At 34.7% G+C, this 22307-nt stretch carries 20 protein-coding genes and 1 tRNA gene; 8 read left to right on the top strand and 13 right to left on the bottom strand.

Annotation, left to right across the window (positions count from 1 at the left end; all coding sequences use genetic code 11):
- Positions 1-11: 11 nt before the first annotated feature.
- From BSF41_RS09365 to BSF41_RS09355, 3 genes are all read right to left on the bottom strand, one after another.
- On the bottom strand, positions 12-386 hold the full coding sequence (locus BSF41_RS09365; protein WP_091497581.1) for a DUF779 domain-containing protein: 375 nt from the start codon (positions 384-386) through the stop codon (positions 12-14).
- A gap of 68 nt (positions 387-454) precedes the next feature.
- Positions 455-1489 (bottom strand): alcohol dehydrogenase AdhP, encoded by a 1035-nt coding sequence (adhP, locus tag BSF41_RS09360; RefSeq protein ID WP_095929235.1) that lies wholly within the window; start codon positions 1487-1489, stop codon positions 455-457.
- Positions 1490-1550: 61 nt separating this feature from the next.
- Positions 1551-3056, bottom strand: a complete 1506-nt coding sequence (locus BSF41_RS09355; RefSeq protein ID WP_095929334.1) for an aldehyde dehydrogenase family protein — start codon at positions 3054-3056, stop codon at positions 1551-1553.
- A gap of 274 nt (positions 3057-3330) precedes the next feature.
- On the opposite strand from BSF41_RS09355, the gene pheT reads away from it, so the two are divergent.
- The gene (pheT, locus tag BSF41_RS09350; RefSeq protein ID WP_095929234.1) at positions 3331-5751 is read left to right on the top strand and encodes a phenylalanine--tRNA ligase subunit beta; all 2421 of its coding nucleotides are present in this window, start codon (positions 3331-3333) and stop codon (positions 5749-5751) included.
- 231 nt (positions 5752-5982) lie between these two features.
- Here pheT and BSF41_RS09345 read toward each other — a convergent pair whose 3' ends face one another.
- Positions 5983-6495 carry an adenine phosphoribosyltransferase gene (locus tag BSF41_RS09345; protein ID WP_095929233.1) on the bottom strand — a complete coding sequence of 171 codons (513 nt, stop codon included), beginning with the start codon at positions 6493-6495 and terminating at the stop codon, positions 5983-5985.
- Between the two features lie 114 nt (positions 6496-6609).
- Between BSF41_RS09345 and BSF41_RS09340 the strand changes: the two genes are divergently transcribed.
- Positions 6610-6683: transfer RNA gene (locus tag BSF41_RS09340), tRNA-Arg, on the top strand.
- Between the two features lie 153 nt (positions 6684-6836).
- On the opposite strand, the gene BSF41_RS09335 is transcribed toward BSF41_RS09340, so the two are convergent.
- From BSF41_RS09335 to BSF41_RS09320, 4 genes are all read right to left on the bottom strand, one after another.
- On the bottom strand, positions 6837-7289 hold the full coding sequence (locus BSF41_RS09335; protein ID WP_095929232.1) for an Lrp/AsnC family transcriptional regulator: 453 nt from the start codon (positions 7287-7289) through the stop codon (positions 6837-6839).
- Between the two features lie 219 nt (positions 7290-7508).
- On the bottom strand, positions 7509-8501 hold the full coding sequence (locus tag BSF41_RS09330; protein ID WP_095929231.1) for a bile acid:sodium symporter family protein: 993 nt from the start codon (positions 8499-8501) through the stop codon (positions 7509-7511).
- A 58-nt stretch (positions 8502-8559) separates the two neighbouring features.
- A complete protein-coding gene (locus tag BSF41_RS09325; RefSeq protein ID WP_095929230.1) occupies positions 8560-9591 on the bottom strand; it encodes a methionine synthase in 1032 nt (343 codons plus the stop codon).
- A gap of 30 nt (positions 9592-9621) precedes the next feature.
- Positions 9622-10674, bottom strand: a complete 1053-nt coding sequence (locus BSF41_RS09320) for a DUF1852 domain-containing protein (protein ID WP_095929229.1) — start codon at positions 10672-10674, stop codon at positions 9622-9624.
- Positions 10675-10941: 267 nt separating this feature from the next.
- On the opposite strand from BSF41_RS09320, the gene BSF41_RS09315 reads away from it, so the two are divergent.
- Positions 10942-11571: a nitroreductase family protein gene (locus BSF41_RS09315; protein ID WP_095929228.1), complete on the top strand. Its 630-nt coding sequence runs from the start codon at positions 10942-10944 to the stop codon at positions 11569-11571.
- Positions 11572-11713: 142 nt separating this feature from the next.
- Here the strand turns inward: BSF41_RS09315 and BSF41_RS09310 are convergent, their stop codons facing one another.
- From BSF41_RS09310 to BSF41_RS09300, 3 genes are all read right to left on the bottom strand, one after another.
- Entirely contained in the window at positions 11714-13435 is a 1722-nt protein-coding gene (locus BSF41_RS09310; RefSeq protein WP_095929227.1) for an FAD/NAD(P)-binding protein, read from the bottom strand.
- Between the two features lie 224 nt (positions 13436-13659).
- Positions 13660-14064, bottom strand: coding sequence for a DUF2141 domain-containing protein (locus BSF41_RS09305; RefSeq protein ID WP_172426875.1), 405 nt, complete (start codon positions 14062-14064; stop codon positions 13660-13662).
- Between the two features lie 39 nt (positions 14065-14103).
- On the bottom strand, positions 14104-15162 hold the full coding sequence (locus tag BSF41_RS09300; RefSeq protein WP_095929225.1) for an NAD(P)-dependent oxidoreductase: 1059 nt from the start codon (positions 15160-15162) through the stop codon (positions 14104-14106).
- A 216-nt stretch (positions 15163-15378) separates the two neighbouring features.
- On the opposite strand from BSF41_RS09300, the gene BSF41_RS09295 reads away from it, so the two are divergent.
- Positions 15379-15927 (top strand): TetR/AcrR family transcriptional regulator, encoded by a 549-nt coding sequence (locus BSF41_RS09295; protein WP_095929224.1) that lies wholly within the window; start codon positions 15379-15381, stop codon positions 15925-15927.
- A gap of 169 nt (positions 15928-16096) precedes the next feature.
- Here the strand turns inward: BSF41_RS09295 and BSF41_RS09290 are convergent, their stop codons facing one another.
- Entirely contained in the window at positions 16097-16396 is a 300-nt protein-coding gene (locus tag BSF41_RS09290; protein WP_095929223.1) for a hypothetical protein, read from the bottom strand.
- A 223-nt stretch (positions 16397-16619) separates the two neighbouring features.
- On the opposite strand from BSF41_RS09290, the gene BSF41_RS09285 reads away from it, so the two are divergent.
- The 3 genes from BSF41_RS09285 (at position 16620) to BSF41_RS09275 (ending at position 18277) form a co-directional block, all read left to right on the top strand.
- Complete coding sequence (locus BSF41_RS09285; RefSeq protein WP_095929222.1) at positions 16620-17297, top strand: SRPBCC family protein; 678 nt, start codon at positions 16620-16622, stop codon at positions 17295-17297.
- Positions 17290-17484 carry a hypothetical protein gene (locus BSF41_RS09280; RefSeq protein WP_095929221.1) on the top strand — a complete coding sequence of 65 codons (195 nt, stop codon included), beginning with the start codon at positions 17290-17292 and terminating at the stop codon, positions 17482-17484. The genes BSF41_RS09285 and BSF41_RS09280 overlap by 8 nt, the downstream gene beginning before the upstream one ends.
- Before the next feature lie 136 nt (positions 17485-17620).
- A complete protein-coding gene (locus BSF41_RS09275; RefSeq protein ID WP_095929220.1) occupies positions 17621-18277 on the top strand; it encodes a DUF6766 family protein in 657 nt (218 codons plus the stop codon).
- Positions 18278-18596: 319 nt separating this feature from the next.
- Here BSF41_RS09275 and BSF41_RS09270 read toward each other — a convergent pair whose 3' ends face one another.
- The gene (locus BSF41_RS09270; RefSeq protein ID WP_095929219.1) at positions 18597-18857 is read right to left on the bottom strand and encodes a hypothetical protein; all 261 of its coding nucleotides are present in this window, start codon (positions 18855-18857) and stop codon (positions 18597-18599) included.
- 138 nt (positions 18858-18995) lie between these two features.
- Here BSF41_RS09270 and BSF41_RS09265 point away from each other — a divergent pair, with 138 nt between their 5' ends.
- Complete coding sequence (locus tag BSF41_RS09265) at positions 18996-22217, top strand: CheR family methyltransferase (protein WP_095929218.1); 3222 nt, start codon at positions 18996-18998, stop codon at positions 22215-22217.
- Positions 22218-22307: the final 90 nt, after the last annotated feature.

Genomic DNA, 22307 nt, shown 5'->3' with positions numbered 1-22307 from the left:
AAACAAAAAAACTATTCAATCCTAAAAACTGGTTCCAAATCCTTCTCCTCTTCGGGAGTGAAAATACGATATTCTATTTGAAACGTTTTCTTTAATGGGGTTTCTAACGAAAAACCTCCTACTCCAAATGCATCAATTACAGTTAAGGTAAAATGTGCGTGTTTCCAATATTCAAATAAATCTTTGTCTACCCAAAATTCAACATCTTCTACTGTACCAATACAAACATCACCAGTTCGCTGATAATAGCCACCTTTTTCAAAACACTGTGGCTGTGTTCCTTCGCAGCATCCTCCAGCTTGGTAAAACATCAAATCACCGTGTTTCTCTTTTAGAATATTTATCAGTTCAACTGCTTTTTCTGTGGCATCAATTCGTTTAATCATAACTTTTAAGTATTAAAAAAAAGCAGTAAATTCAATTAAGAATTTACTGCTTCAACATAACCAACTATTTAGGACTGTGCTATATCGAGCACAATTCGTCCTTCAATCTCACCTTTCTTCATTTTATCGAAAACTGTATTAACGTCTTCTAATTTTGAAGTTGTTACGGTTGCTTTGACTTTGCCATCAACGGCAAATTCAATAGCTTCTTTCATATCTTTTCTAGTTCCAACAATAGAACCTCTTATCGTAATTCTATTTAAAACAGTATCGAAAATAGACAAATCAAAATTGCCTGGAGGAAGTCCGTTTAATGCCATTGTACCTTTTCTTCTCAACGTCTCAAGCCCTTGTTTGAAAGCAATTGGAGAAACTGCGGTAACCAATGCCCCATGCATACCACCAACTTCTTTCTTTAAGAATTCTCCAGGATTTTGATTTTTAGCATTTACTACCAAATCGGCACCTAATTTTTTTGCCAGTTCCAATTTATCATCTCCAATATCAATTGCTGCAACATTCATTCCCATAGCTTTTGCATATTGCACTGCAACATGTCCTAAACCTCCAATTCCAGAAATTGCAACCCATTCTCCAGGTTTCACCTCAGTTTCTTTTAATCCTTTGTAAACAGTAACTCCTGCGCATAAGATGGGAGCCATTTCGATAAAATTCACATTAGAAGGCAAAATTCCAACATATCTCGCATCTGCAATTACAAATTCTGCAAATCCGCCATCTACACTGTAACCGCCATTCTGCTGGCTTTCACATAAGGTTTCCCAGCCTGTAATGCAATGGTCACAGCCACCGCAAGCACTGTAAAGCCAAGGCACACCAACAGCATCTCCTTCTTTTACATTTTTCACATCCTGACCTACTGCAGCAACATAGCCAACAGCTTCGTGTCCCGGAATTAAAGGCATTTTGGGTTTTACCGGCCAATCGCCTTCTACAGCATGTAAATCGGTGTGACAGACTCCACTTGCAATTACTTTTACAAGAATTTCATTTCTACCAGGGCGTTTTACTTCGACTTCTTCTATTCTTAAAAGAGAACCGAATTCTCGAACGACCGCAGCTTTCATTGTTTTTGGAAGCATAATTCTATGGTTTTAAGAGAATAGAAAACTTTTTAGCTTTCTATTCCCAAGTTTATATTCTTTAGAAGAATCCTAATTTCTTTTTGTCATAAGAAATCAGCATGTTTTTGGTTTGACGGTATTGGCTCAACATCATTTTATGGTTTTCACGACCAATTCCAGATTGTTTGTAACCTCCAAACGGAGCACCGGCAGGATAAGAATGATATTGATTTATCCATACACGACCGGACTGAATTGCTCTTGGAACCTGATAAATTTCATGCGCATCACGTGTCCAAACTCCAGCCCCTAAACCATACATCGTGTCGTTTGCAATTTCGATCGCTTCTTCTGTAGTTTTAAAAGTTGTAACCGCCAAAACTGGCCCGAAAATCTCTTCTTGAAAGATTCTCATTTTGTTATGACCTTTAAACAACGTTGGCTTGATGTAATAACCACCTTCTAATTCGCCTCCTAATTTATTTTCATCTCCTCCAGTTAAAACCTCTGCTCCTTCTTCTTTTCCTAATTTAATGTAAGACATGATTTTTTCTTTCTGCACAATCGAAGTCTGAGCCCCAATCATAGTCGATTTATCCAACGGATTTCCCGCTATAATCGCTTCAGTTCTTTCGATAACTTTTTTGATAAACTTTTCGTAAATATCTTCGTGGATTAATAGCCTAGAAGGACAAGTACAGATTTCACCTTGATTTAAAGCAAATAATACAGCACCTTCTACAGCTTTATCAAAGAAATCATCGTCGTGATCTGCTACTGACGGGAAGAAAATATTTGGTGATTTTCCGCCCAATTCTAAAGTGACCGGAATAATGTTTTCTGTTGCGTATTGCATTACCAAGCGTCCTGTTGTAGTAGAACCTGTAAATGCTGCTTTTGACACTTTTTTATTGGTTACTAACGGACGACCTAATTCGGCACCAAAACCGTTTACAATATTTAGAACTCCTGGAGGAAGAATATCTCCAACTAATTCCATTAAAACCATAATCGAAATTGGTGTGCTTTCTGCTGGTTTTAAAACAATTGTGTTTCCTGCTGCAAGTGCTGGAGCAATTTTCCAAACGGCCATTAAAATCGGGAAATTCCACGGAATAATCTGCGCCACAACTCCAAGAGGTTCGCTTAACGCAATAGAAACAGTCTGCGAATCTAATTCTGCTATCGAACTTTCTTCTGCGCGAATTACACCTGCAAAATACCTAAAGTGGTCAATGGCTAATGGAATATCGGCAGCAAGTGTTTCGCGAATTGGTTTTCCGTTGTCTACCGTTTCAACTGCTGCAATATATTCTAAATTGTCTTCAATTTTTTGTGCAATCTTATTTAGTAAAATACTCCTTTCGGTTACAGAAGTTTTTCCCCAAGTTTTAAATGCTTCATAAGCAGTATCTACAGCCAATTCAAGATCTTCTTTTCCAGAATGCGCTGCTTTTGTAAATACTTTTCCATCAATTGGAGAAACAACATCAAAGTATTCTCCTTTAATTGGGGCTACAAATTTTCCACCAATATAGTTATCGTATTTTACCTTAAATTCAGGTCTTTTTACTGCAGTACTCATAATATTCTTTTTTTGATTCACTTCAAATTTAGTTTCATAAAAAGAAACAGAATAGCACTTTTCGTTCATCTTGTAGCACAAAAATTACACATTCGTTTTTTTTAGACTTTTATAATAATCATTTAGCAAAATTTTAATCTATAAATTGCTAAATAATTAGTAGACAGCATTTTTCGGTCATTTAAAAACAAATAGAAAAAACTACTCAATTTTTTCTTACTCCAACGTGCAATCCTTATATTTGTAACCTCATACAAAGAATTAAAGAACTACAATGAAAATATCTTACAACTGGTTAAAACAATTTATTAAAACTGATTGGACATCTGAGCAGACTTCTGAATTACTAACAGATTTAGGTTTAGAAGTTGAAGTTGTTGAAAAATACGAATCAATTAAAGGAGGTTTGGCAGGCGTTGTTGTTGGACACGTTCTAACTTGCGAAAAACATCCTGATGCTGATAGATTGAAAGTTACTACAGTTGATGTTGGTTTAGAAGCTCCTGTACAAATTGTTTGCGGCGCTGCAAATGTGGCTGCAGGACAAAAAGTACCTGTTGCAACAATTGGAACCGTTTTATACGATAAAGATGGTGCAGAATTTACCATTAAAAAAGGAAAAATTCGCGGACAGGAAAGCCACGGAATGATCTGTGCTGAAGATGAATTAGGTTTAGGAAATAGCCATGACGGAATTATGGTTTTGGCCGAAGATTTGGTTCCAGGAACTCCTGCTTCTGAAGTTTTTCAAATTGCAAATGATGAAGTTTTCGAAATCGGATTAACACCAAACCGTGCCGATGCAATGAGCCATTTTGGAACAGCTCGTGATTTAAGAGCTGGAATGCTACAGCGTGGTGTAAACATAGAATTGATTACGCCTTCGGTAAGCAATTTTAGAGTTGACATGCGTACGCTTAAAATTGACGTAAATGTTGAGGACAATCATTTAGCTCCAAGATATTGCGGTGTAACTATTTCTGGAATTTCTGTACACGAATCTCCAAGCTGGTTACAAGACCGTTTAAAAGCTATTGGTCTAACTCCAAAAAATAATATTGTTGACGTTACGAATTATGTTTTACATGAATTAGGACAACCTTTACACGCTTTTGATGCTGCCAAAATCAACGGAAAAATTATTGTAAAGACCGTTGCAGAAGGAACTAAATTTGTTACTCTTGATGACGTTGAAAGAACGCTTCATAAAGAAGATTTAATGATTTGCGACGAAAAAGGTCCACTTTGTATTGCTGGAGTTTTTGGAGGAAAAAAATCTGGAGTTTCTGAAGGAACTACTTCTATTTTCTTAGAAAGTGCTTATTTTGATCCTGTAAGCATTCGTAAAACAGCAAAAAGACATCAGTTAAGTACAGATGCTTCTTTTAGATTTGAAAGAGGAATTGATCCAACGATTACAGAATACGCTTTAAAACGTGCGGCACTTCTAATTCAGGAAGTTGCTGGCGGAAAAATCACTTCTGATGTTGTAGAAGTTTATCCTAAAAAGGTTGAAGATTTTTCTGTTTTGTTGAATTTCAGCCATGTTTCTAAAATTATCGGACAAGAAATTCCAAAAGATACGATCAAAAAAATATTAGTTTCATTAGATATTAAAGTAAACAGCGTTTCAGATACTGGTTTAGGTTTAACTATTCCTGCATATCGTGTAGACGTTCAGCGCGAAATTGATGTAATCGAAGAAATTTTGAGAGTTTATGGTTATAATAATATTAACTTCTCTAAGAAATTTAATGCTACAGTAGCAAATTCGCCAAGAACAGAAGATTACAAAGTACAAAACGTAATTGCTTCTCAGTTGAATTCGCAAGGTTTCCATGAAATGATGGCTAATTCGTTAACGACTGCAGCTTACGCGAAATTATCTGCTTCATTAAAAGAAGAGCATAATGTATCGATGTTGAATCCGTTGAGTAGTGATTTAGCAACACTTCGCCAATCTTTATTGTTTTCTGGATTAGAAGCAGTTTCATATAACATTAATAGAAAAAATTCAGATTTAAAATTATTTGAATTCGGAAAAACATACCATAAGTATTTAAACGGTTACGAAGAACATAAACACCTTTCTTTATTGATCTCTGGAAACAGAAACAAAGAAAGCTGGACAAATCCGCAAAAAACAACAGATTTCTTCTTGTTGAAAGGATATGTAAAAGCTATTTTATCTCGTTTAGGAATTGAAAAGATTTCGAATGCGCCAGTTCAATCTGATATTTATTCTGAAGGAACAGCAATTACTTACAACAACGATATTTTGGTTGAAATGGGTGTTATTAAAAAGCCTATTTTGAAACATTTTGGTATTAAGCAAGACGTTTATTACGCAGATTTTAACTGGGATTTGGTTTTAAAAATCATTACAGGAAAAATTAAGTATACTGAAATTCCTAAATATCCAGAAGTTCGTAGAGATTTGGCTTTACTAATCGATGAAAAAACGACTTATGAAAGCATTTTCAATTTGGCAAAACAAACAGAAAAAGCGCTTTTAAAAGACATTAATCTATTTGATGTTTATCAAGGAAATAAATTACCAGAAGGAAAAAAATCATACGCTTTGAGTTTTACTATTCAAGACAATACTAAAACATTAACCGATGCTCAAATCGATAAAATCATGTCTAAATTACAGCAGACTTTCGAAACTGAACTTGGTGCAAGTTTAAGATAATTTCTTTCTTACTTTCAAAATAAAAAACCCGACAATGATTTTGTCGGGTTTTTGTTTTTTGTTTCAAGTTTCCGGTTTAAAGTTCAGGTTAAATCCAAACAGGGTGCGTTGTTTGGCTTTAATCTTATTTTTAAAGCTGAATCATGAATTTACTATTTTCTAGTCTTAAACGTGCAATAAAAGACGAAATTAGACTCAAACCTTTACTGCACGAGATTTTTTTCGTTTCTATTAATATGTTAGTGCGGCAAAAACGGGATACTCTTTTATTTTTTCTCTTCCGTTAAGAAAAGTCAGCTCCATTAAGAAATTACATTGTACAATTTCCCCACCTAATTTCTCTACCAATTCGCAAACTGCTTTTGCGGTTCCGCCAGTAGCTAATACATCGTCGTGAATTAAAACTCGATCGCCTTTTTTAATAGCATCGGTATGCATTTCTAAACTATCAGTGCCGTATTCCAATTCGTAAGAAGCAGAAATGGTATCAAACGGAAGCTTTTTTGGTTTTCTTACGGGAACAAATCCGGCATTTAACTCTTGCGCCAACAACATTCCGAAGAAAAAACCACGAGATTCAGCACCAACAACCTTATCTATTTTTTGATCATTTAAAGAATCTACCAAAATTTTTAAGCAATTTGTTCGTGCTTCAGTGTCATTTAGTAAAGGTGTTATATCTTTAAACAAAATTCCTTCTTTTGGAAATCCCTGAATATCACGTATATAATTTTTAATCTGCATTTTTTTTTATTTTTCTGTTATTTTTCTCTTGTATATCTCACATTTATGTCTATCTTTGCACCCGCAATAAGCAATCAACAAAGCTACAAAAAAATAGCTAATTGATAACAAAAAGGCCTCGTGGCGCAACTGAATAGCGCATCTGATTACGGCTCAGAAGGTTACTGGTTTGAATCCAGTCGAGGTCACAAAAACGAGACAACTAACTAATAGTTGTCTCGTTTTTTTATATACAAATATGTAGATTTTTCAAGCCTTTACAAGATACTTCATGAATGGAGTTATTACATTTTCAATCACAAAACCTAAGGCGAATTTCAAATAAATAAGCCATCGCGGAACTATCCGTACAAATTTTTTATCTCCGACATAACAAAGGTACTTTGGGTACTTCCTATACTTTCAACTGATCCCAATTTATTAAACACAAAATCCTGATAATGCTTCATGTCTTTGGCAGAAACTTTCATTAAAAAATCGTAATCTCCTGAGATATTATAACATTCTACAACTTCTTCTATTTTCATAATATCACTAACAAACTGATTCCCGATATTACGATCGTGCTGTTTAAGTTTGATATTACAAAAAACAATGAAACCTCTATTTAGTTTTTCTGCATCAAGCAGGGCAATATATTTTTTAATATAGCCACTGTTTTCCAATCTTTTAATTCGCTCGAAAACAGGCGATGCCGAAAGATTTACCATCTTAGCAAGCTCTTTTACTGTATACTTAGAATTATCGTGAAGTATATTTAATAACTGAAGATCAATATCGTCTATTTGTTCCATAGAATATTTTGGTTTAATTTATTTCTAAAACAGAATGAAATTCTTCAAATATAACCAAAAACAATACAAAAATCTTGTTTTATAGAAATTAAAAACATAGCATACTGCAAAGTTTATATTCACAGTATAAAAATCTAAGACACATTATTTTATAGCAGGGAGCGCTATCTTTGGTACCCTTTATCGAAAAAAAGATAAAGGGGCACGTCACAAATAAAATTATACTTCTTTTCGTCGAGCCATACCCTGAGCAATGATACTAGCGGCTATCAATTGCAAGGCATGGTAAAGCATGAGCGGAAGCAATACGATTCCAGTGATGGTACTGTGCTGAAAAAGTACTTTTGACATAACGGTACCATGCACCAATGACTTTTTAGACCCGCAGAATAAGACTGTAATACGGTCTTCATCTGAAAAACCAAGCAGGCGGCTGAGTAGTCCGACACAAAAGAATACGGCAAAAAATAACGCCATCATCCCTGCAGCGAGTCCGGCAAGTTCAAGGGCGGTGAAGCCTTCAAAAAGATGTTCGGAAAATGACTTGCAAAACGACGTGTAAATAATCGTTAGAATAACTGCCTGATCGAAGTATTTAAGCTGTTTCTTGTATTTTTCAGCCATGGCACCTAAACGGGAATTGAGGCTTATGCCAATGATAACAGGCAGCAAGACTTGAAGAATCAACTTTATGACGATTTGAGTCACATCAAAATCGCCTGTTGCAGAAGCTATAAACAGCCCAACCCAGAGCGGCGTAACCACTACTCCTATCAAACTGGAAATGCTTGCATTGAAAATGGCTGCGGGTATGTTTCCCTTGGCAATCGAAACCATGACCACCGAAGAGGATACTGTAGACGGCAACGCTGCCAAAAAAAATACACCCAGCCAAAGCAGCTCGAAGCCGTTATTGACAAACAACGGACGAAATGCCAAAACAATGAGGGGAAAAAATAAAAAGGTTGTCAACTGGACGACAATATGCATTTTCCAATTGGAAAGTCCGACTTTTAGCTTCTCAACACTTAGCCGTAAGCCATAAAACAAAAAAATCAAGGAAACGCCCGCATTGGCAATCTCCTCCAGCGAAACAGGTTCTTTGACCATACCTGGCTTTGGCAAAAAATAAGCCATCAGAATCATGGTGGCTATCATTAACAGGAAACCGTCGAAACCTGCTTTTTTTAATACTTCTAATAATTTCTTCAATGTGTTTTAAATATTATTCCTCCGTAGAGGTACGGACTCCATTATTAATATATTGAGACTAAATCCCAAGTTCTTTGCGTATAATTTCTGCTCCTGCGCTTAAAGCACTTAACTTGCCTCTAGCTATGTTTCGAGATAGCGGGGCCATACCGCAATTTGTAGAAGGATAAAGATTTTCGGCATCTACAAACTCAAGAGCTTTACGCAGGGTAGCAGCTACTTCTTCTGGCGTTTCAATAGCATTGGTTGCCACATCAATGGCGCCTACCATTACTTTTTTACCGCGAACAAGTTCCATTAAATCTAAAGGAACATTGGAGTTGTGACATTCTAAAGAAACCACATCAATTTTAGATTTTTGAATTTTCGGAAAAATTTCTTCGTATTGTCGCCACTCAGAACCTAATGTCTTTTTCCAATCAGTATTGGCCTGTATTCCATAACCATAGCAAATATGAACCGCAGTTTGACAGTGTAAACCTTCAATGGCTCTTTCTAATGCTGCCATTCCCCAATCGTTTACTTCATCAAAGAACACATTAAATGCAGGTTCATCAAACTGGATAATATCTACTCCTGCATCTTGAAGTTCTCTTGCTTCTTCATTGAGTGCTTTCGCAAATTCCCAGGCCAATTTTTCCCGGCTTTTATAATGATCGTCGTACAAGGTATCTACCATTGTCAGCGGGCCCGGCAATGCCCATTTTATAGGCTTATTAGTCTGTTTACGTAAAAATTTAGCATCTTCAACAAAAACTGCTTTTTGACGTGCAACCTCACCTACAACCACTGGAACACTCGCGTCATAACGGTTACGGATTTTTACTGTTTTACGATTTTCAAAATCTACACCACTTAAATGCTCGATAAAAGTCGTTACAAAATGCTGGCGTGTCTGCTCGCCGTCACAAATGATATCCAGATCTGCCAATTGTTGTTCCTGCAGCGAAATGCGCAAAGCGTCTTGTTTCCCTTCAACTAGCTGATCGCCTTCTAATTTCCATGGTGACCAAAGTTTTTCGGGTGGTGCAAGCCAGGCAGGTTTGGGTAAACTTCCAACAATAGAGGTAGGTAATAATAATTTCTTCATAGTAATATAATTTTAATGCGTTGTAATCAATTAAAGGGTAAAATTGGCAGACCATTGTTCCAGGAGACTTTTGTAAGGCTTAATGAAATGCTCTTCTGCATATTTTCCCTGTTCAACAGCCAATCGGCTGCGCTCTTCGCGGTCATAATCCACACGAGTCAGTGAATAATCTTCGTGTTTAAGATTAGGTTGATAGATTTTCCCAGCCACTGAATTTGCATTGTAAATTTCTGGACGATAAATCTTCTGAAAAGTCTCCATTGTGCTGATTGAGCTGATTAATCCAAGATCAGTATAATCAGCAAGAAGATCTCCGGAATGATAAAAAGCCATCGGTGCCACACTGTTCGGAGGCATAAAAAAACGAACTTTTAAGCCCATTTTAGAGAAATATTCATCAGTGATAGAATACTGGTCCTGCAGATACTCAAAACCCAGAACCGGATGCTTATACTCAGTGCGAGTATAAGTTTTGTTGCTCGATACACTTAGACAAATGATCGGTGACATCTTAAAGTACTCTTTATAAGTGGCTGAATTGACAAAGCACTTATAAAGTTTTCCGTGCAAATCACCAAAATTTTCAGGAATACAAAAATTAGCTTTATTTTTATTGTGCTTGATCAATAAAATACTGAAATCATAATCACGGACATAAGAAGAATAATTATTTCCGGCAACTCCTTCGATTTGCTGGCCAGTCTTACGGTCAATAATATTTGTTTTTAAAACTTCAATCATCGGTAGATCGTTAATACCATTCTTATCATCAATACTCATTGTTACTGTGAGAATTTCAAGTTCCACATGGTAACGATCCGCTTTTGGATTATCCACATGAGCCAATGCATTGAATCGATTGTTAATCATATTTAAAGCATTACGTAAGTTTTGTTGGCGATTAGCTCCTCTGGCCAAGTTGGCAAAATTGGTTGTTAAACGCGTTTTACTTGAGGGGTGATAGTTTTCATCTAAACAAGTGCTCTTGAGTGTGAATGCAAAATCATTCTGAATTGTATTCTGAGTATTTTCAATATTCTGCTTTTCGTTTATTCCGCTATCTTCTTGTATATTCGCTTTCATCTGATGATAATGTTTAGTTTTTTTACCTTGCAAATTTGAATATAAAAGATTAAATATTTTTATTTATGCGTAAATTCAGTTAATTATTCTTTCAAAGTACATTTATAAAGATTATTAATCTTCAAACAAATATAATAATGAAGGAAAACAGATAAATATTCTTTTGTGACCTAAGATGATTGACCTGGAGTTTGCCAGAGCGCTTTAAAAACTCAAAAAAGAAAATAATATCATTTATATTTGCCAAAATTTAAGATAGCCATAGCAATGAATTTGATAGAAAATTTAAAATGGCGCTACGCCACAAAAGCTTATAATAACATTAAAGTAGCAGAAGAGAAAGTCGATCAGATCTTAGAGGCTATAAATCTTTCAGCATCTTCTTGCGGTCTGCAATCTTACCGTGTTTTTGTTGTAAGCAATCCGGAAATTCAAAAAAAATTAGGTGCTGATTCGTATAATGGACAAATTAGCTCTTGCTCTCATTTGCTGGTTTTTGCGGCACTCACTGACATGTCTTCGACTTACATTGACGATTACATGGCAATGACAGAAAAACAAAGAGGTCTTGATGCCGGTGCCTTATCAGGATTTAGAAATGGACTGCATTCTTATTTCAGCGCTATTAACGCAGAACAAAAAGCACATTGGGCGGCCAAACAAGCCTATATTGCATTAGGAACAGCACTTATTGCTGCGGCAGAATTGAAAGTGGACGCCACTCCTATTGAAGGATTTAATGCTTCTATTATCGATGCCGTTTTGGGTTTGCAAGAAAAAGGATTACATTCTACAGTTATCCTCGCTTTAGGATATCGGGATTCGGAAAAAGACTATATGGCAGCTACGAAAAAAGTTCGTTTGCCTATAGATGAAATGATAACGAAAGTTTACTAATATTTAGATCTGCTAATTATTAGAGAAAAAGTATACGTTCAACCTTGTGGACTTGATGCCTTCTCTGCTATTAAGAGCTAAGGCAAATTATACCGTTTTTATAAATGTAGAATAAATGAAGAACAAGTCTAAGCTTACTTTACTAATCCTTCAGAATATCTTTTACTATGCGCAGAGAAGCTGCTTCACAAAAATCTAAACCGGAATAATCGGGATTTAAACCACCAATGTAAGGCACTGCCATAATATATACGTTTTTGTTAAATGCTCCATATTGATCCATAATTTGAAAATTGTCATTAATGGCTATTCCTGAAACATTCAAAAAATAATCTCCATTTTCATCTTTCTGAATTGCTTCGGAATTCTTTATATAAGCATTAAGCCCGGATTCTTTAGATTTGAATTTTAAACGCGCAGGACTAATAGCTTTTTGAGTGAGCAGACTTTTAAATGGAAAATCATGATAAGATAAATGAGGCTGTCCCACACAATCTACAAATGTTTTATAGAATACAGATTGCTCATTCTTATCGTTATCTGTAAAATTATAAAGAACTCCTCCACCATTTTGCGGTTCGACTGTGCTGTCATCTCCAACCGAAACCAAGTCTAGAACACCCGCTTGATGAAGAGCCAGTAATTCTTCACAGGATTTTTGAGGAACAAAGGCAATTACAATTGAAATAAGCGGCATCAATACTTTTTGAAGCCGCTGCATATCTTCTGCCGAAAAATATTTGGCAGGATGATTCATAGCAAAACTAAGAACTGCCAGCATTTCTTTCCAATAAATTGATTCCTGTCTTTTGATCGACTTCTCGGCCTGAACGTATTCCGCTTTCAAAAGCTGAAAAGGATCAAGGCGCTCTCGCAGTTCCATCATATCGGCTACGAAATCTTCAATTGAAAAATCTTTGATACGCTGATAGAATTCTGGATCTTTTTCTCGAAAAATTTCTTTAAAATCCTTTTCAAAAATAAAATCAAGCGATAAAAATCCATCATTATTATTTCTATGCAAATCTATCTCTTCTTTAGTCAATAAAGAATCGTTAGAAAGATGCGAATCTTCCAGATGAAAACGAACCGCTGGAAGCATGCCACTTCTGGAATGCATTATCATTTTAAAATTAGAACTTTCTGGATTTAATTTGAAATTAAGGTTTTCTTCTGAATCTTTTGAAAATGATCCATTATTTCTTGCCAGTGTTCTTATGGCATCAATTGCTGTTAAAGAAGAACCTTTTATGGCGATGGGATGATCGAAATGCTTCGCCAATTTTTGAGGCGGATATGGAGCATCGTAATAGCCCTGCACTTTCCCTTCATAACGTATTGGCCAGTTGTGACCAGTGCAGATAATGACATAATCAAATTCCTGATGATTGCCATTTAAGGTTTCAACTCTTACAGTTTCATTTTTAAAATCATAATTAATATCACTAACCGTGCTTTCAAAATGTACAGTTGTATTAATTCCCGCTTTTTTTCCTGCTTCAAGTAATATTTCGAACTGCGCGGCAAGATAACTTCCAAAAAGAAGCCTCGGCACCACTTTATATTCGTTAAATTGATCTGGTTTAATATTAAATCTTTGCAGTAATTGGGCAGGTGCAGTATAAATCCACTCTGACATAGTGGAAACAATCTCCGGAACTTCATTATCTGATACATTTGTGATATGCTCTGTATTAGACCCTTCGCTACTGTAAGGCATCCCAGATCCCAGCTGTGCTTTTCTCTCCAAAACAGTAATTTCAAAATCGTTTGAACCGGATTCGACCAATCTCTTATAAACAAAAAGACCGCTTGGGCCTCCTCCTACAATTGCAATACGTTTTTTAGTACTTTTGGTCTCCATTGATTTTTTAATTTTAATTCTCAATTATAAAAATTGGCCGCTATAAGACTATTTACAATAGAACGACACGGTCTAAAATTATCAGATACAAATATCAATAACCATATCAGCAGGTAGTTACATGATTCAAAACTGAAATTATATAATTACGCTTCTCTGGAATGTCAAATATTTTTATTTCCCAAAACCAATATATTAAATCAATTGAATTGATAGACGACTTACTATTTCCCAATCAATGCAATACTGGTTGTAGCATATTGATCAATTGCAATTTTTACCTCGTCAAAATTAGGGGCTGAGAGTTTTGGTTTATAATTTTTTGAAAATCCAAATCCCTCGGTCGGATAACCAATCATATTACGATCACATTTTCCGTTACTATTAACATCTTGATACACAGCGATAGCATAATTGCCATCGGGCAAGTTTTTGAATGTATAGACTACACTATTTTGGTTAGCTTTTACTTTTGCGGTGGCAATCTGCGACTCAATATCAAGAAAGCCCTTCTCTTTATCATACAATCCAAAAAAGACATATCCTTTTCCAGGTTGCACGCCCGTTACTTCAACACTGAAATTATGTTGTGCAAACAATGTCCCATTAACCAATATCAATACTAGCAAGCTTATTATTTTAGTTTTCATAAATAAAATTATTAGGGTTTACAATAGAGCCTTTTCCAGTTTCTTATCCTCCGATTGGGTAAAAAAATGATTCATTTCTTTCAAATTTCCTTTTTTATGCGCCTTATAAGGATCTGATTTTGAGAGCAACCACTTTTTTATAATACTTCTAAAAAGAAAAGTTGTTTTTTTCTGCATCGGATGAATTTTCTGGCGGACCATCTGGAAATAATCCTTCAAATTTTGTTGTCGAAAACCTAGAATATTATCTAAATCATCACCATCTTTTAAAATCCCGCAGTGAAAGTTTTTCTCAGCAAACGCTTTTTGTGGAAAATCAGCATTACCTAAGCCAAATTCAGCAAACATTTTGTCTAGAAACGATTTATATGAAATTACACAATCCTCTCCCCCTCCTAAGTTAAATATTTGCTTTTCTAATTTTTCTTGGTGCTCAATTGCTTTACAAAAAGCCCTACCCGTATCTTTGGGCGTGCAGATTTCAATGGGCGTTTCCAGTGGCATGTGAAACATAAGAGGAGATATTTTATGATTGCCCATAATGGCAGCCAGACGAAAAATACTCCATGATAATTTTGACTGACGAATCAGCGATTCACACAGCACTTTGGTTTGACCATATTGATCACCAGGACTGGGCTGCAAAACATCCGATACAATGATTTCGGGGTTTTGAATACGATCTCCATAAACTGAAATACTGGAACTAAAAATCAAATAACACTCTGGTGAATTTTTCTCTAAAGCGTAAATAAGATTTTCTGTTCCTTTTACATTCACATTATAAGCCAGATTGGGATTAATATCAGCAAGCGGAGGAATAACCGCCGCTAAATGAATAGCTACATCCTTATTTTGAGCCACTTTCAGCAATTGTTCTCTATTACTGATGTCGCCGTAGACAATCTCTACGCGAGATCTAAAGGGAGCCAGTTTTTTGACCGATTTTTGAGTCTTTACATCAAAGACCGTTATTTCATAATCCGTATGCTGAACAAGATGCTGCAGGGTTTCAAAACCTACAGTTCCAGATGCACCTGTGAGCAGTATTCTTTTTCGTGATGTCTGATTTTCCATTTTCTTAAATTTAATATTTGCACTTTCTATTCCTTACAATTTTGAAGAAAAAGCTATATTTGTTATACAATGTGTTCCTTATTTAACTTTGTGTTCTTTTTCTAACACTATGTAAAGCTATTAAAGAGAGATTTATTTGTTGTCTCAAAAAATTGTATTACTGTACATTAGCGAACACAAATCAGCATTTTTGTATCATATATAAAATAATTTGTGATGGATTTAAGAAAAGACCGAAGAGTTCTGTATACTAAAAAAATATTGCGTGAGGCACTATTGAGTTTGTTGCAGGAGAAGGAACTTAGCGAAATTTCTATTTCTGAACTGTGTAAAACAGCCGATGTCAATCGCAATACATTTTATCGTCATTATAATATTCCGCTGGATATACTCCTTGAAATAGAAGAAGATGTTTTTGAAAAACTCTCAGCGGTTTTGCGTAAAAGCACCAATATGGATGATGTGATACTCCTCAGCTGCCAGCTGCTGGAAAGCGATAAGCAGATGAGTAAAATTGTGTTTGCAAAAGCCGATGGAAGCGGAATCCTGTCACGAATACTGAGAAGCGTTCGAAATAATTTTCCCGTAGAAAATCAAATCGAACTTACACCCGAAATGCAACCTTTTGCTGAAATGACATACCAATTTGGCGAAAAAGGAAGTATCGCTGTGATCAAAAATTGGATCGAAAATGACTTCTCTATTCCCGCTGAAAATATTGCGCAAATGATTAGTTATCTGGTAAATAAACTCAATAAATTATAGCGATTTATATGCCATTCTCTATCTTATTTTGAATTAAACAGAACGTAAATAAATCAAAAGCAGTTGAAGATTAGGAACAATAAATCTTTTCTCGTAATTACTATTTATAAAAAAAATCTTGAAAAGAACTTTGATAAAATTCTCTTCAAGATTTTTGATTTTACAGCATTTATTTCTTCAATGAATCTGTTCTTACATTCTGATTGCCTTTTTGAGTAGACCCTTCCGTTCCAGATCCTGTGGTACCTTCTCCTGTAGCACCAGTTGTTCCTTGCTGGCCATTTTGCTCAGGATTCAAAGTCGCTGAGGAATCCATAGCTGGGCCAACAGTATCTACACTCATGTCCATACTATCTGTTTCAGATTTATACTCTGGATCTACAGCATTGGTATCATGCTTCTTACATGAAAATGCCAATCCTGCCGTAAGAACTAATATCAGTATTCTAATTTTAAATAAAGATTTCATAATAGCTTTTTTAAGTTAATAGTAAAATCAAAAGTAAAGTCTTCATTTTCAAGATATTTATATAATTATTCCATTCGTTTACAGGAATCAAAGAAACTGTGTAGATCTCCTAAAAAACATGTATTTCTATCAGCATAATTGTATAAGCAATCTGTAAAATAGTGTAAACAAAATTTTCATAAAGAACTTAATTTTAATCTATGAACAATTAATTTCTATTACTATGAACACAACAGCAATAACTCAGCAAGGACAAAAATCAAAATCTATATTAAAAACAAATGTTTCAGCATTAGAAAGAGTGCTTATGGTTACTAGCGGTGCCTATCTACTTTATAACGCCTTGTCTAAAGAAAAGAAAAGCATTTCACAAGCTGGTGCAGGCGGTGCGATGCTTTTAAGAGGAATTTCGGGCTACTGCCCAATTTATGATGCTGCAGGACATTTAATGAATGATAAAGCCTCGAATGTTAATATAAGATTGAACACGGTCATTAATAAACCAGTAGGCGAAGTATATGATTTCTGGCGTAATCTCGAAAACTTACCAAAATTTATGAGTCATCTTGCAAGTATTAAAACTATTGATGAAAACACTTCGGAATGGACCGCTAAAGGACCTGGCGGAATTGGATCTGTAAGCTGGAAAGCTAAAATTGCTAAGGATCGAAAAGATAAACTTTTAAGCTGGTTTTCTCTAGATGATGCGACCATTAGAAATGCAGGGAAAGTGATTTTTAAAGCTCATGGCAATACCACAGAACTTGATATTACAATCTCTTACCATGCACCACTCGGAATTGCAGGAGAAAGCGCCGCAAAATTACTGAATCCGTATTTTGAAAAATTAGTAAAAACTGATCTTTTGAGTTTAAAAAATCACTTAGAATCTAATGAATAAACAGATTATGGATATCGCATTCAAAAAAGGACAGGAAGTTCGTCAGGAATTTGGCGGGCCTGTCATGAAAGTAATTGGTTTTGAACCCGAGCTTATAGAAAATGTAATTACGCAATGGGAAGATGATAATGGAACTGTCATAACTGCAAAATTTATGGACTCCCTCCTCATTCCTGCCGATCACTAACTCAACAATTTTACATGTTTAGAATTACTCAAATTCTTAACACAAAATTTATCCTTTACTAAATTTATAAATCAAAATTGAATTATGTAGACATTCCTAAAAATGTTTACATAATTCTTTTATAAACAAATCAAAAATGAAAACTTTTTTAAGAAATAACGGATTATCTATCTGTTTCATACTGCTTTTCATTGGCGCTTTGGCTGGACAAGTAGTGTTAGGTTTTAAAGAACATAATAAAGAATTAATTGAAGAAGGAGCTCAATTAATAAACTTTCCTGCCTACCTCACCTCTGGCCATTTTATTGAGTCTACATTTGAAAATTGGGAAAGTGAATTTCTTCAAATGGGACTTTTTGTTTTTCTCACCATTTTCTTAAAACAAAAAGGATCATCAGAATCCAAAAAAATAGACGAACCCGAGGAAGTTGACAGAGAACCGGATCCTAATCGGAAAGATGTACCATGGCCAGTCAAAAAGGGTGGTTTTATTTTGCAACTCTACAAACATTCCCTTACTATAATTTTACTTTTATTATTTGTTATTTCACTTGTACTTCACTTTTTTGGAAGTTTAAAAGACGAAAACGAAAAACTTCTTCTTGAAGGAAAACCATTAGAAACCGTTTCCTCTTATTTAGGAAATTCAAGATTTTGGTTTGAATCTTTCCAAAACTGGCAGAGCGAATTTCTTTCTGTATTTGCTATAATTATGTTATCTATTTATTTCAGACAAATTGGCTCATCACAGTCCAAACCAGTAGATGCACCGCATATGGAAACGGGAGAATAAAGATTTGTTTTTTTGTTTCAGGTTTCAAGTTTCAAGTTGCTGTAGCTTAATTTTTAATGGAAATTATGAAAGTCTTTAATTTAATTATAGTAAAGCTTTTAAAAAAGTAGCTTTATATTTACAGCTAAAGAAATGATCATTATTTGAACATTCAATCCAATTATAGTATTTCTGTGATCGCCTGATAAATTAGTTCAGAGAGTGAATTTACAGTATCTATAAAAGCAATTTAAAAGAGAAGTTATTAGTGTGAAAAAAGAGAGAATAAAGTCTATCAAAAATATAAATAGACTTTATCCAACAGAATAAATCCAGATCATTACGGTCTTGTTCTGTTAATGGTATCTCTACCCTGCTGAGTCGTGTTTTCTTTAGACTTTACAGTTTTTCCCTTCTTTTCAGTACGCTGCCTATTGACTGTATCTTGCTTAGTAGTACTGCTTTTCTGCGTACTATTTTTGTGTTTGCTTTTTTGACTGTGAATAGTGTCTGTACCCTGTTTTTTCTTAACAGGAGTTTCCTGTGCAGATGCAAATCCGAAAAACAGGATCATACAAAAGCTTACAATTAAATTTTTCATAATTCATTTCTTTTAATTAATAATTTGATTTTCAAAACAATGCTTATTTGTTTCATTGCAAATTTTACAGTTTTGACTATCAGTTATTTACATCTGAAAATATTTAAATTATAGGATTGCCATAAACCCTCATTAAAAATGAAAACAAATGAATCAATAGATCTATCAAAATCTAACTTTCAAGTAACAGCAATAGGAAGTTCTCCAGCTGAAATTGATGTATTAAAAAAACTAATATCCGATCTTCCGTCAGATTCAGGGAGAGCTTATCTTGTTTTTGAAAATTTTTCTGCAGCTCAAACTCCTAATCTTGCAGATGTACTTGCGACACAGACCAATATACCAGTTACAGAAATCGTTCATCACATTGACGTACAATCCAACCATATTTACGTTATTCCTGAAAATAATTTCCTGGTTCATGAAAACGGAATATTACAGCTAAAACCACTAATTAGAGGCAGTAAAACCAATAACGGTTTCGATATCTTTTTTGAAACAATCGGAAATGTTTTTAAAAGCTATTCTATCGGTTTAATATTGACCTGGTCGCCCTTTGACGGCTCTACAGGTCTAAAAAAACTGAAAGAAGCTGGCGGATCAACAATTGCTGTTATTTTAAAAAAAGGTTTTATTCAAAATGCGGTAACTTCAGAATACATCGATTATTATACAGCGCCAAATGAAATTGCAGACAAGCTCACGCAGATTCACCAAAGTAACTTAATCACGCATTCATACGGTGAAAAAGAATCAACTGCTGATGAAAAAGAACTGCTAAATCAAATAATAGAAATATTGTTTTTGCGAACCAGCACCGATTTTCAGCATTATAAACATACTACACTGCGAAGAAGAATTGCAAAAAGAATGGTAGTTACCAAACAAGAAACCATAGAACGATACCTTATTTTACTGCGAAATAATACTAAAGAACAAGATTTATTGTTTGATGATATTTTGATTCCGGTTACCTATTTTTTCCGTGATGGGGAGGCTTTTGATAATTTATACCAAAGCATTTTTCCTTCTCTAATTGAAAATCTTACGAGTTCAACCTTACGATTCTGGTCGGCTGGTTGTTCTACAGGAGAAGAAGCCTATTCACTTGCAATCTGTATTCACGAATATCTGGAGGAAATTAATAGAAATGATATAAAAGTTCAGATTATCGCTTCAGATTTGTCTGAAAAATGTATTTCTAAAGCTCGTTTAGCCATTTATACAGCACAAGACATAAAAAATATAAACGAAAAAAGACTTGAAAAATACTTTACCAAAAGAGACAATAGTTTTCATGTTAATAAAGTCATTCGTGATATGTGTGTTTTTGCTGTTCATGATTTAATTAAAGATGCGCCTTTTGCCAAAATTGATTTTGTTTCCTGTCGCAATGTTTTAATTTATTTTGATACCGATTTACAGAATCAGGTATTATCCTCTTTTCATTATGCCCTTCGCGACAAAGGCTTTTTATTTCTCGGAAAATCAGAATGGACACAGCAGGTTCCGCACTTATTTACAACGGTTGACAAATTGTACAGAATTTACACCCGAAAAGCAGTTGACCAATTCCTGCCAAAAAAAATAATGCGAACTGATAACAGCCCTAAAATAAAGGAGAGCAGTGACCCCGAAACAAACTATAGAAAAATTGCTTCAGATATTCTGCTCGAACATTATTCGCCTCCTTCTGTAATCATTAACGAAGATCTCGAAATTGTACATTTTCATGGCGATACCAGTCCGTTTTTACAGCCCGCGCCCGGAAAGCCCAGTTTTAATATTCTGAATATGGTTCGTGAGGAATGGGGTTTTGAACTTAGAAATAGTATTTTAAAAGCCAGAAACGAAAAAAAGAACTTTTCGGGAGATTTTATTGCCTTAAAAAAGCAGTCTTTTTTAACTTCATTTGAAGTTATTTACCTTCCTGCTTATACCGATTTACTGCTTATCATATTCTGCAAAAAAAGCATTACTTCTACAGATTCAAACAATCACCATTCGCAGGAAATGGAGAAAGAATTGCTGCAGCTTCGGGGCGATTTTAAAAGAGTTACCGAAGAACAGCAGATTTATTTTGAAGAATTGCAGACTACAAACGAAGAATTGGTAAGCTCAAACGAAGAAATGCTGATGATAAATCAGCAGCTTGAAAATTCTACTCAGGAACTGCGATCCAATAATCAGGAACTTTCTTGTGTAAATGATGAACTCCAAAATCGTCGGGAAGAATTGGCTTCAATGCGTAATTTTTATGAATCTATTGTCAATACTATTAAAGAACCACTTCTTATTATTGATAAAAATTTTGTAATTAAAAGTGCCAATCCTGCTTTTTACAACTATTTTAAAACCACTGAAGAACAGACAGAAGGCCTTTCGATATTGGATATCGGAAATTCGCATTGGGATATACCTCAGTTTAAAGAATCTGTACTAAAAAAAGTGAGCCATAATGAAATTGTAGAAAATTTTAAAATCCAGTTTGACTTTGATATTCCGGGAAAAAAAATAATGCTTATTAACGCCACTCCCATTGTAAATGCTGTTCCAAACGGAATGATTTTAATAGCACTCGAAGATATTACAGATTTAGAACAAAGCCATGAATCTTTAAAAAACAAAAATCTGGAACTTTATAATTATACCAAACAATTAGAATCTTTTACGATAGCAGCAAGCGATCATTTATTAGAGCCTATTCGGAAAATTTATATGTTTGGAAAAAAGGTTTTAGATGCCGAAAAAACGCTGACAGAAACTGGAAAACACAATTTAAACCGCTTATTAAGTTCGGCTGTAAATATGAATCAGCTTCTTGAAGATTTGATTGATTATTCAAAAATAAATTTTGGACAGAAAGAGTTTAAAAAAACAGATTTGAATATTGTTCTAAAAAAAGTATTAGCCGACTTAAAATCTAGCATCAGTAAGCAGAAAGCGGAAATAGAATTCAATACCCTCCCAACCCTTCGTATTATTCCTTCGCAGATGCAGCAGCTTTTTACTCATTTGATTTCTAATGCTATAAAATATGCCAAACAAGACAGTAGCCCGAAAATCAAAATTGGTCTTGAGGAAGTTTCTCCGGATGAATTAATAGATTTTGGAGCCGATCTCGAAACACAGTATATTAAACTTTTTATTAGCGATAACGGAATTGGTTTTCCTAAAAATTTTGAAACGCTTATTTTTAATCCTTTCTATAAATTGAACACAAGCGACGAACAATACGGAAGCGGACTTGGATTAACATTGGTTCAAAAAATAATGTACAATCATAAAGGATTTATAAAACTTTCAAGTGAACCCAACAAAGGAACAATCGCTTTTATCTATCTCCCCGTTCCACATTAAATCTAAAAATAGCAAATCTCCAGAAATGGAGATTTTTTTGTTTTAAGCCGATTTTGTGGTAATTCTAGAACTATCATTTGCAATTGTATA

Origin of the sequence: Flavobacterium sp. ACN2, assembly GCF_002303885.1 — a bacterium.
Classification (GTDB): Bacteria; Bacteroidota; Bacteroidia; order Flavobacteriales; family Flavobacteriaceae; genus Flavobacterium.
This window is presented reverse-complemented; position numbering and strand designations above follow the sequence as displayed.